The 11112-nt window shown below is 41.1% G+C and carries 11 protein-coding genes and 1 pseudogene; 5 read left to right on the top strand and 7 right to left on the bottom strand.

From position 1 onward, the window contains the following. Position 1: 1 nt before the first annotated feature. From L6494_RS26825 to L6494_RS26815, 3 genes and pseudogenes are all read right to left on the bottom strand, one after another. Complete coding sequence (locus L6494_RS26825) at positions 2-463, bottom strand: tRNA (cytidine(34)-2'-O)-methyltransferase (RefSeq protein ID WP_237990802.1); 462 nt, start codon at positions 461-463, stop codon at positions 2-4. Positions 464-693: 230 nt separating this feature from the next. After that, positions 694-1833: a glutamate--cysteine ligase gene (gene gshA / locus L6494_RS26820; RefSeq protein ID WP_237990801.1), complete on the bottom strand. Its 1140-nt coding sequence runs from the start codon at positions 1831-1833 to the stop codon at positions 694-696. A gap of 498 nt (positions 1834-2331) precedes the next feature. Beyond that, positions 2332-2630 (bottom strand): annotated as a pseudogene (locus L6494_RS26815) (potassium-transporting ATPase subunit C); the annotation flags it as partial. Positions 2631-2928: 298 nt separating this feature from the next. Between L6494_RS26815 and L6494_RS26810 the strand changes: the two are divergent. Next, positions 2929-3246 (top strand): DUF433 domain-containing protein, encoded by a 318-nt coding sequence (locus L6494_RS26810; RefSeq protein ID WP_015198412.1) that lies wholly within the window; start codon positions 2929-2931, stop codon positions 3244-3246. Further along, on the top strand, positions 3246-3665 hold the full coding sequence (locus L6494_RS26805; RefSeq protein WP_237990800.1) for a DUF5615 family PIN-like protein: 420 nt from the start codon (positions 3246-3248) through the stop codon (positions 3663-3665). The genes L6494_RS26810 and L6494_RS26805 overlap by 1 nt, the downstream gene beginning before the upstream one ends. Here L6494_RS26805 and L6494_RS26800 read toward each other — a convergent pair whose 3' ends face one another. Then, positions 3666-4583 carry a histone deacetylase family protein gene (locus tag L6494_RS26800; protein ID WP_237990799.1) on the bottom strand — a complete coding sequence of 306 codons (918 nt, stop codon included), beginning with the start codon at positions 4581-4583 and terminating at the stop codon, positions 3666-3668. It lies immediately after the preceding gene. Between the two features lie 115 nt (positions 4584-4698). Between L6494_RS26800 and L6494_RS26795 the strand changes: the two genes are divergently transcribed. Further along, positions 4699-5736, top strand: coding sequence for a mechanosensitive ion channel family protein (locus tag L6494_RS26795; RefSeq protein ID WP_237990798.1), 1038 nt, complete (start codon positions 4699-4701; stop codon positions 5734-5736). A gap of 3 nt (positions 5737-5739) precedes the next feature. Here the strand turns inward: L6494_RS26795 and L6494_RS26790 are convergent, their stop codons facing one another. Then, a complete protein-coding gene (locus L6494_RS26790) occupies positions 5740-6387 on the bottom strand; it encodes a Uma2 family endonuclease (RefSeq protein WP_237990797.1) in 648 nt (215 codons plus the stop codon). A gap of 233 nt (positions 6388-6620) precedes the next feature. Between L6494_RS26790 and L6494_RS26785 the strand changes: the two genes are divergently transcribed. Both L6494_RS26785 and L6494_RS26780 read left to right on the top strand, forming a co-directional pair. Next, positions 6621-7523: an alpha/beta fold hydrolase gene (locus L6494_RS26785; RefSeq protein WP_237990796.1), complete on the top strand. Its 903-nt coding sequence runs from the start codon at positions 6621-6623 to the stop codon at positions 7521-7523. Positions 7524-7858: 335 nt separating this feature from the next. After that, positions 7859-8866 (top strand): serine/threonine protein kinase, encoded by a 1008-nt coding sequence (locus L6494_RS26780; protein WP_237990795.1) that lies wholly within the window; start codon positions 7859-7861, stop codon positions 8864-8866. Positions 8867-9006: 140 nt separating this feature from the next. Here L6494_RS26780 and rimM read toward each other — a convergent pair whose 3' ends face one another. Further along, complete coding sequence (gene rimM, locus L6494_RS26775; protein ID WP_237990794.1) at positions 9007-9660, bottom strand: ribosome maturation factor RimM; 654 nt, start codon at positions 9658-9660, stop codon at positions 9007-9009. A 30-nt stretch (positions 9661-9690) separates the two neighbouring features. Next, on the bottom strand, positions 9691-10974 hold the full coding sequence (locus L6494_RS26770) for a valine--pyruvate transaminase (protein WP_237990793.1): 1284 nt from the start codon (positions 10972-10974) through the stop codon (positions 9691-9693). Between the last annotated feature and the right edge of the window lie 138 nt (positions 10975-11112).

The following is an 11112-nucleotide window of genomic DNA, read 5'->3' as shown; positions in this document are numbered from 1 at the left end:
ATTACAGTAAATAACCTAACTGACGACGCGCTTCAAATAAACCTACAGCCACGCTGACAGATAGATTCAAGCTGCGAACACCTGGTTGAGCCATTGGAATGTGTAAGATAGCATCACAAATAGATAAAACTTCTGGTGCTAAACCAGTGGTTTCACTGCCGAACAATAACCAATCATCATCTTGAAATTGGTGTTGAATGTAATTAGAACTGCCGCGAACCGAAAAACCTAATAATCTGCCTCCACGCTCTTGATGCGCTATTTTAAAGGCTTCTAGGGATTTGTGATAGTGGAGCTTGACGTAAGGCCAGTAGTCTAAGCCGGCTCGTTTAAGGTAGCGATCGCTAATTTCAAATCCCAAAGGACCGACTAAATGTAACTCTGTACCTGTCGCCGCACAAGTACGGGCGATATTACCTGTATTGGGGGGAATTTGCGGATTAACTAAAACTACCTGGGGCATTGTCCGTAAAACTTCTATTTGTATAAAAAGATATATTTATTATGAATGATCTACCAGTAGACAGAGGCTAACGATAGGTTTTGTTAATAAATGTCAAGCAAGTCAAATCGATTAGATTTTTAAAAGCAAAAATTGATACCTTTGAGGTCTAAATAGTCATGAGGTCATTGACTGTTGAAGAACCCCGGTTTCTCCAAGAAAACGGGGTTCTTGGCTGGCGCAAATTATTATTAAGCCGCTAGAGACGAACATAATTTATCTTGCAGTTCTATTTCGCGTTCGTAAGTTGCGGTAATGGCTTGGGTGATTACTTGCTGAGTGCCTAAACCAATTTTATGCAGTTGTAGCCAGTGTTGGGCTTCATTCCCAGCGCGGAGGATTTTCTGCAAAGGTGAAAGGAAACAGCTAAAACCCTGTTCTTTGGCGATCGCCCAAACTTCTGCATAAAGTTCAGCTATCCAATCTCTAGCAATGATGGTGCGTCCATCTTGCCAATGTGTTAGTTGAGCATCCAGGCTACCACTAGCGGCTGCTATTTCATTGTTAGTTGTGATAGTGATGAGTTCTTCAGGAGAAAAAATACTCTGGGTTAAGGGATCTAAATCAGGATTTTCTATTAGTTGCAACAATCGCGCTTCCAATAGGGCGGTGATTGCGAGTAAAGCGATGGGATCTGTCACTAAATCACAAATTCTTAATTCCAGGCGATTAAGATCATAAGGACGGCGATCGCCATTTGGTCTGACTGATACCCACAAGTGACGGACATTTTGCATTGTCCCTGCGAGTAGTTGCTGTTCTACCCATTCGATATGATGGGCGTGACTTGCAAACAGTGGTACATAGGTTGGCGTTTGGGGAAAGACAGCCCAACGGGTGGAATGATAACCAGTGGCTTTACCATCTATGAAGGGAGATGAAGCACTTAAGGCTAAAAATAGCGGTGCTTCCATGCGAATCAAGCGACAAGCCCGCATTAACACTTCTGGATCATCTATCCCTACATTGATATGAACGCTAGCGGTGACTACTTTGGTGTTGTAGGTGTTTTCGATGTAATCGTGATAGGGGTTAGCTGGATCGGAACGCATGAAGCGATCGCTACCACCCAAAGATAAGGTACTCCCCGGAATTAAAGTGTAGTCTCCCAATGTTTGCAGGTATTTTCGCAATTCGCGCCGAGGACGCAGCAAGGCACATAACAGGCTTTCATAATTGTGCAAGGGGCTGGTTACGTATTCTACGTTGCGGCTATCTGGTTCTCGCATAAACCCGTCCAAGTCTGCAACAATTTTATCCGAGAGACCGACGATTTCCCCTTGAGGCGTACCTGTGTACATTTCAATTTCAAAGCCTTTTAATAAGACCACTGCGTTCTCCTCGGCTCTTCCTGCCTATAGATTTTATCGATGTTAAACCAGTTTTTGTATCGACTATGAGACCTAACTTTAAGTTAAGAATGATGGAATTTGACCTGATCGACGGGCAAAGTAAATTTTGAGAGTGTGATTCACGCTCAATTCATCATTCCTCACAATCTCTAATCTCAACAACTTGATTAGAAATATTTATTTTTTGTGTGCATCTTAATACTTAGATTATCTGTTGAGGTCGGTAACAGGTGATGGGTAATCACACATTTTGAATTATTAATTACCGATAAAAGCAGTCTTGAAGGAAAAAACCAGAATTTAATACGAATTTTCTCTTGTAGTTGCCTTGGTATGGTTGAAATTTTGCCGATCGTTATCATCTCATAAAATGCTGCTTTCTGTACTAGTAAATTAAAGTTTATCTAACCCTGAGTGAATAGAGGGTCTGTGTTCAAGCACTCCCTCTATTTTTTCTGACTTTCTCAGCTATTTAGTCTAAACTCCAGTAGAATTATCTAAAGCTAAATTCAACTTCAACACATTCACGCCAGGTTCGCCAAAAATACCTAAAAAACGACCATCAGTATTTTGAGTAATTAAAGTTTTCAATTGGTTGGGTTGAACACTCCGCGCCTTGGCTACTCGTGCAATTTACGCCTTAGCTGCTGTGGGAGTGATGTGGGGGTCAAGGCTAGAACCAGAGGGATACAATAAATCGCCAGTTGGTTGCACTCCGGCATTTTTTAACCTAGTGAGTTCGCCTAAATTTTTTTGCTGGGGTCAGGATGATCTTTATTAGCTGCTTCCTTGGCTGCTTGTGTTCCAGAATTAATTGCTACGCCAGGGCAAACGCATCTAAATTACTCTTGATCACAACGAAGGTTAAGAACCAACGAAAAAATCAGGATTTCGCGTTTGATTATTTTTTAAGCCTCAAAGCGATCGCACTCAAGCTGTTGTTGTTGCTTTACAAAAACAATTTTTAGCCTAGTCTAAATTGGTGAAATTGAGATTGGGCTTCAAAACAGTTGCTAGGATAATTACTATAAAATTTCAAGTTAGGATGAAATAAGCGAGAGAGATTTTGTTGTCATGAATAAGAGGACTCAACTGCTCGAAGTAATTGCAGCTTTACCAGAGGAATTAGTTGACCAAGCATTGAATTACGTGCAAATGTTGCAAAATCCGATTCAGATTACACCTGGAGTTTGCGGGGGACAGGCACGAATTAGAAATACACGAATTCCCGTGTGGACTTTGGTAGCATATCGTCAACAAGGTGCGCCGGATGAAGAATTATTGGCAAATTATCCTGGATTGACTGCGGAAGATTTAAGTGCAGCTTGGCATTACTACGAACAAAATCCTGAACAAATCGATCAAGAAATTGCCCAAGATGATTTAGTTTAATGGCATTACAATTTTACTCCAATGAAAATTTTCCGATCGCAATGGTAAGCTTACTCAGATCGGCGGGACACGATGTATTAACTTCCTACGAAGCAGGTCAAGCAAATCAAGGGATTCCTGACGATGTTGTTTTGCAGTATGCCACAGCGACAGGTCGCATTTTGATTACGGAAAATCGCCAAGATTTTATCGATCTACATCGCACTGCACCAAATCATGCTGGCATGATTATTTTTAAACACGATCGTGATTATGCTGGGAAAGTCAAGGCAATAATTGATTTTTTGGATGAGGATAGTCGAACCTTAGAGAATCGTTTGTTGCGGGTTATGAAGCAAAATATAAAAGCAGTCGGACAGATTTTTTTCGTGCAAGAGTATGCTAAAAAAAGCATAAAAGCAAGCAGCAGCAGAAAATAACTATAGTTTATATTGGCGATACACCTGACTAGCGGCGCGATGCACTAGGGAGTGTCGCCAAACTAGAGATTTCATATCATCAGCGTAACCACCACCAATTACGCAGGCGACGGGATAACCAGAACTGACACAGGTACTTAACACCTGCATTTCTCGACGGAATATTCCGGTATCAGTTAAGGCTAGTTTACCTAAGCGATCGCCTATATGCGGATCAACACCAGCATCATAAAATACTAAGTCTGGTTTGATTTCAGATAATAAGTCTGGTAAGTATTTAGCCAAGGTTTGTAGATAAGCGTCATCTTCCATTCCTACAGATAGAGGAACATCTAAATCGCTTTGTTGCTTAGTTCCTGGGAAATTAACCTCACAGTGCATGGAGAAAGTAAATACACTGTCGTCATCTTGGAAGATAAACGCCGTACCGTCTCCTTGATGGACATCTAAATCCACAATGAGGATTTTCTGCACGAGTCCCTGTTTTTGGAGAACGCGACAAGCGATCGCTAAATCGTTGAAAATACAAAAACCAGATCCATAACTGGGAAAGGCGTGATGCGTCCCACCAGCCGTATTACAAGCTAAACCATGACTAAGTGCTAGTTGTGCTGTGAGTATTGTTCCACCCACCGCCACACAGGTACGATTTGCTAAGGCTGGACTCCAAGGTAAGCCAATCCGACGTTGTGCTTTAGCATCTAATGTACCTTCACAGTAACCTTGGACATAATCAGGGGTGTGAACTAACTCAATTAACTCTGAGTGTGGACGTGTTGGTGTATGAAATTGCTCTATGTGTGCCACCCCTTCAGTTAACAGTAACTCATAGAGTTTTTGGAACTTTGGCATCGGGAAGCGATGAGCTTCAGGTAATGGTGCAACGTAATCAGGGTGATAAATAATTGGTAGATCCATATTATTGATTTTTACCAGAATTGTAGTATTCAATCCGCTTGGAGGTTTTTGATAGTGTAGTGATGATGTAAAATCTTGCAGTAATCATCTGCTTGTTTAAAATTAAAAATTAATAATGATGAACTGGATCTTACCTTTAGCATTAATCTTAGTTGGCTTGCTGACTGGAATCATTGGTGAAAAAATTATTTTCAATAGACTGAAAAAATTTGCCACCGATAAACAAATTCCTGGAAGCAATATAATATTTACGTCTCTGCAACGTATGCCTTTTATTTGGTTTGTACTGGCAGGGTTTTCCAGTGCTGTTATGAGTGCGCCAATCAAGACAGATATTATTATTTTATTGCACAGATTCACTACAATAGTTTTCTTATTTTCAGTCACCTTAGTCTTAGCCAGATTGACTGCTGGTTTTGTGAGCTTATATACTAAAACAGCAGAGAGGTCAACTGCATCACTTATATCTAACCTTGCTAAAGCTTCTGTTTTAGGATTAGGAGCATTAATATTACTACAAACTCTAGGAATTGCCATTACTCCCATTATTACAACTTTAGGAATTGGGGGTTTAGCGGTTGGTTTAGCATTACAAGATACCCTAGCTAATTTATTTTCTGGTTTTTATTTAATTCTTTCTAAGCAGGTGAGAAATGGCGATTATGTCAAATTAGATGATGGCAATGAGGGATATGTGACAGATATTTCTTGGCGCAACACAACCATTAGAGAACTTTCTAATAATGTTGTTATAGTACCTAATTCTAAGCTTGGTTCGACAATTTTTACTAATTATCATCTACCTGCTAAAGAAATCACTTTAACTATGAATGTAGGTGTTAGTTACAATAGTGATCTAGAACAAGTTGAAGGAATAACGGTAGAAGTAGCTAAAGAAGTGATGCAAGAAATTGCCCCTGAATTAATTAAAAATGAGCCATATATCAGATTTCACACCTTTGGAGATTTTAGTATAGATTTCACATTATATATGCGTGTTAGTGAATACTTTGATCAACGTATGGGTAAACATCTATTAATTAAGAAACTGCATAAACGTTATCAAGAAATAGGTATTTCTATTCCTTTCCCCATTCAAGATGTTTATATCAAAGAGAACGCTAATTCTGATGGTACATTAAATGTAAAATAAATTTCACCTATCACCTAGTGTTTGCACTATAAATATGTCGAAATCAGCCAATGTTTGACTCACTCCAACTTCTTTAGCTCGCTGGATAAACAGTGGAATAATTTCTATCACTTCTATACCAGGAAAAGTTTGACTTGTCTGAGATTCAACATACTTACCTTGTTGCAAGAGGTAAATTTTTAGGTTGCTATTTTTGTATATCCATAGTTCTGGTACTTTCAAAGCTTCATAAGCATCAAGTTCTGTCTTAGAGGTTAAGTCAGTTTCTAATGCTAAATCTGGTGGGGGATCGACAGTTAAATCCAGCCGATTTTTACCGATAACAGCTTTGTAGTTTTCGATATAAAAGCATTCGTCAGGCTCAATACCTGCTGTCATACTCTGACTTTTAAAAGTAGTAGAGCCAAGAGGTTCCCATGATCGTTTTTGAAATTTGAGCAAGGCTTTTACTAAATCTGCAAGTAAAACTTTTGACCTTTCATGCTCTGGTAGTGGGGCCATGATTTCTAAAATCTGATTGGCATAAGCAATTCGCGATGAACGTGATTCTCCTAATTCGGCAAGAATATGTTCAAACTCTTCCCAAGTAACAGGCTCTAAGGTGACTTTTTGACCGGGTTCTAACCGCAGACTAATAGCAGTTGCTGGCATAGCGATTTTTACCTATTATTTTTACGTCCAATGCGTGACCTCATTTAGCTTGAAAAAGGTTGTAGGGGTTTAGGGGAAAGACATTTCCTTGATGGTTACTGGTAAACTAAAAGCTTTTGTATGGTTAATAGTGGGATTTTTTGATGATTCCTTGTCTAAAAATAACATTTTGATCAGAATACTAGAAGGCGAGAGGCTTTAGTATATATAGCAATAGTATAGGAATCTTAATAATGACTGTAACGACCCAGCAGGTAGTAACCACGGCGAATTTTGAAACCCTGGTTTGGACTTGGCGCAATCACAAAATTCAATATACGGTCATGGGTACTGGACAACCGTTGGTGCTTGTGCATGGCTTTGGTGCTTCCATTGGACATTGGCGTAAAAATATCCCAGTATTAGCGAATGCTGGCTACCAAGTTTTTGCTGTGGATCTTTTGGGTTTTGGTGGTTCGGATAAAGCTCTAATTGATTACAGTACAGATGTTTGGGTAGAATTATTAAAAGATTTTTGGACAGATCATATTCAACAACCGGCTGTATTTATTGGTAATTCTATCGGCGCACTTTTAAGTTTGATAGTTTTGGCAGAACATCCAGAGATTGCGGCTGGGGGTGTGTTAATTAACTCGGCTGGTGGGTTGAGTCATCGTCCCCACGAATTAAACCCACCCTTAAGAATCGTCATGTCGGCGTTTAACCGAGTTGTGCGATCGCCAATTACAGGTAAATTTGTATTTAACCGCATTCGCCAAAAATCTCAAATTCGGCGCACACTGTACCAAGTTTACCGCGATCGCACAGCCGTTACTGATGAATTAGTTGATTTACTTTATACTCCATCTTGCGACCCAGGCGCACAGCAGGTATTTGCCTCTATCCTTACAGCACCACCAGGGCCAGCACCAGAGGAACTCTTACCCAAAATAGAACGTCCTCTATTAGTGATTTGGGGTGCTGACGACCCTTGGACACCAATTACTGGGGTGAAGATTTACGAAACCGCCCTAGAAAATGGCAAAGATATTAAAATCGTGCCTATTCCTGGTGCTGGTCATTGTCCCCATGATGAAGTACCAGATGTTGTCAATACTCAGATTGTTGACTGGCTAACGCGGGAAGTAGAGGCTTAAGGGAGCAGGGGAGAACAAACTAATGACGAATAACTCTTAACTCAGCACCGGCTAAACGCCCCGCTACCGCTATAGTGAGGAAGAACCCCACCCCCAACCCCCTCCCCGCAAGCGAAGAGGGGGCTATGATATACCTCACTACTCACTACTCACTACTCACTACTCATTACTCATTACTCATTACTCATTACTCATTACTCATTACTCATTACTCAGCACTCAGCACTCTCAACACTCTCACCACTCCATAAGGGCAGAATGGCAGATAACAATCTGGGTGAGAATTTATAATTTGTTAATTGCACCTTGACAAAATCCAATTCAGGTGGTGTTTAATGGAGCTTGATGTGCGTAATCAAGGGAAAATCCCCTTAATTCAACATCCAGATTTTTCTGCTTTGGGTTATGAAGTTATCCGAGAATTGGGACGCAACCAGCAAGGGGGACGCATCACTTATCTTGCTAGTGTCCGTAACTTCAAACAACAGGTAGTAATTAAAGAGTTTAGTGTCTCCCATGCAGGTGCAGACTGGCTGGGGATAACAGCTTATGAACGGGAAGTGCAAATTTTGCAAAAACTGAATCATCCCCGCATTCCGCGTTATCTAGATTCTTTTACTACATCCAAGGGTTTTTACATAGTCGAGGAGTACAAAAACGCTCCTTCCTTGGGTTCAGCATCCAGATGGCATCCAGAAGCAATTAAGCAAATAGCGGTGTCACTTTTAGAGATTTTGGTGTATTTACAGCAGCGAGTTGATCCAATTATTCATCGGGATATTAAGCCAGAAAATATTCTAGTTGATGAGCAACTAAATGCCTACCTAGTTGATTTTGATTTGGCGCACATCCAGGGTGAAAAAATGGCTCTGAGCAGTTTGGTAAGCGGAACTCCTGGTTTTATACCACCAGAGGAACATTTAGGTCAAACTTTGACACCAGCTTCAGATTTGTATAGTTTAGGTTCAACACTAATTTACTTACTGGCCAAAACTCATGCTGTCAATATTCGTAAGTTATTTGACGGTAACTACCGCTTCGATTTACAGCAATTTCCAGCAGTTAATCCCTGTTTTGTGTGTTGGTTAAGGGGAATGGTAGAACCTAAATGGCAATATCGCTACCCCAATGCTGCTGCTGCATTAGCTGCACTACGACCAATTCAGGTTACAGGTGCTACTAGTATCCTAGAAAATGCGATCGCATCCCTGAGATTAAGAAGACACACTTTCATACTAGGACTAGTAATTATTGGGTTATTAGCAGCAGGCGGGATCACTTTGGTCATATCACAACAGGATAGTGCAGCCCAGCAGGTGCAGAAGGTGACAGGTGATAGGTGACAGGTGACAGGTGACAGGTGACAGGTGACAGGTGACAGGGGACAGGTGACAGGTGACAGGGGACAGGTGACAGGTGACAGGGGTCTAAATCCCCGTTATCACAAGTAATTGCGAATTGCGAATTGCGAATTGCGAATTGATTAAGTCGCCAGTTCTAATAAACCGACAGGGGGGGTGATTTCAATTCGACGAGCTGGTAAATCTACCACAGGTGCGATCGCTTTCACAAAGGGAATTAAAAGTGTCTTGGGTTTTTCCTCGCTAGTGGGGGACTTTTGTAACTGTACCTCTAGCAAATCATTTCCAGATGGAATCACATTAATTACTGTACCCAGCAGTTCCCCAGAGGCTTGCAGAAATACCTCTACGCCAATTAAATCGATGACATGATATTCATCTTCTCCTAATTGGGGGCGATCGCTAGCCGGTACAAATAATCGACAATCGCGTAATTCTTCAGCCTCGTTACGACTTTCTACACCAGCCAATTGGATAACGTATAAGTTTTTCCCGTCCACATAACGCCCTGTTAACAATTCGATGGGTTGCGGTTCTATCTCGCCTGGATGCAATAACCAACGGATTCCTGACTCCTGAAATCGCTCAGGAAAGTCAGTTTCAGGATAAACCCGCAACTCTCCACCTAAGCCTTGTGGGGCAACGATTTTACCGATTTCTATCCAATCATCAAGGTTGGGGGATTGGGGACTGGGGACTGGGGACTGGGGATTGGGTTTTTGCTTCTTCCCTGTTTTCCGCCTTCCTTTCTTTTCTTTGGTTTGTTCTTGGTTCATTACGAATTACGAATTACGAATTACGAATTACTACGCGCTAACAGCCGTACTTTGATACACTTTTTCAGCTACTTTGGCTAAAAGTTGCATCGCCAAGGCTATCTCTTCATTACTACCTGTGAGGCTAATACGTAAACATTGGTGTTTGTGTGGCCATTCTTCTTGTAAACCAGGGAAAAATGTACTACCAGGAACGATAATTACACCGACTTTTTTGAGTTCTTGATAAAATTCCCAATCGGTAATCGGTAAATCTTTTAACCACAACCAAGCAAAAATAGCTCCCTCACCACGATGCAAGAACCAAGGTAAATCCTTGGACATGGAGGTATTTAAGGTATCTTCCAAAACTGTAAATTTGTTTTGGTAAAAGGGACGAATGACGCTTTCAGAAATTTGTGCCAGACTACCGGATTCAATAGCACGAGCTGCGATCGCCTGTCCATAGCGCGACGGATGAATACACAAGTTTGTCTGGAAGCATTCCAAAACGTGTATCCATTTTTCATCCCCAATGGCAATGCCGATGCGTTCCCCTGGTAATCCAGCTTTAGATAAACTCATACAGTGAATGATGTTGTCGCCAAATACTGGCTGCATCTCTGTAAAGTTTAATGCTGGGAATGGTGGTGCATAGGCGGAATCAATCAACACAGGTACATCATAAGAGGCGGCTAAAGCAGCAATTTTCTTCACCTCATCTTCTGTCATGACGTTACCTGTGGGATTACAGGGACGAGAAAAGATGATACAACCGGTGTTTTCTGTCACCGATAATTGGCTGAAATCAGGGCGATATTTAAACTGGTGGTTGGGTGCGTCTATATCGAGGGTAGGCTTGTAAGCTAGTAAAGCTTCAGGAAACAAACATACACCACCATAACCGGTATAATCTGGACTCAGGGGTAAGACGATTTGCTTGAGTTGCCCATCGCTAGTGTAGCCACCAAAAGAATTAGCCGCGTAGAAGTAGAGGCTTTGACTACCGGGGGTGAGTAAAATATTGCGCTCAGTTAAGTTTAAACCGTAGCGTTTGTTAAAGTCGTTAGCGATCGCTTCAACTAATGGTGCATAGCCTTGACTAGAACCATAACGACAAACCACCTCTCCATATTCTGAACTAGCTAATAATTCTGCTGTGTAGTCCCGCCACAACTGTTCTACCTCTGGTAAAATCAACGGGTTGCCCGCACTCAAATTAATTAATTCCTGCCCTCGACTAGCTTTTAACGTTTCATTAATGTCCTTCATGATCGCTCTTACACCTGTAAGGTTGGACATTTGAGAGCCAATTTTCGTTAGGGCAGGGTTCATACGCTTTACAAAATTAATAGATAACTGAGGATTTGACAACAATATAAATTCAATGCGGTAGATAGATATGATTTTCCTAGTTTACCGCCTGTAACTAATGTACCAATCTCTTCAAAAAAAGCAATTTATAGTTAATTC

Source organism: Nostoc sp. UHCC 0870, assembly GCF_022063185.1.
Taxonomy (GTDB): Bacteria; Cyanobacteriota; Cyanobacteriia; order Cyanobacteriales; family Nostocaceae; genus Trichormus.
The sequence above is the reverse complement of the archived record's forward strand: the minus strand, read 5'-3'. Positions and strand labels throughout refer to the sequence as shown.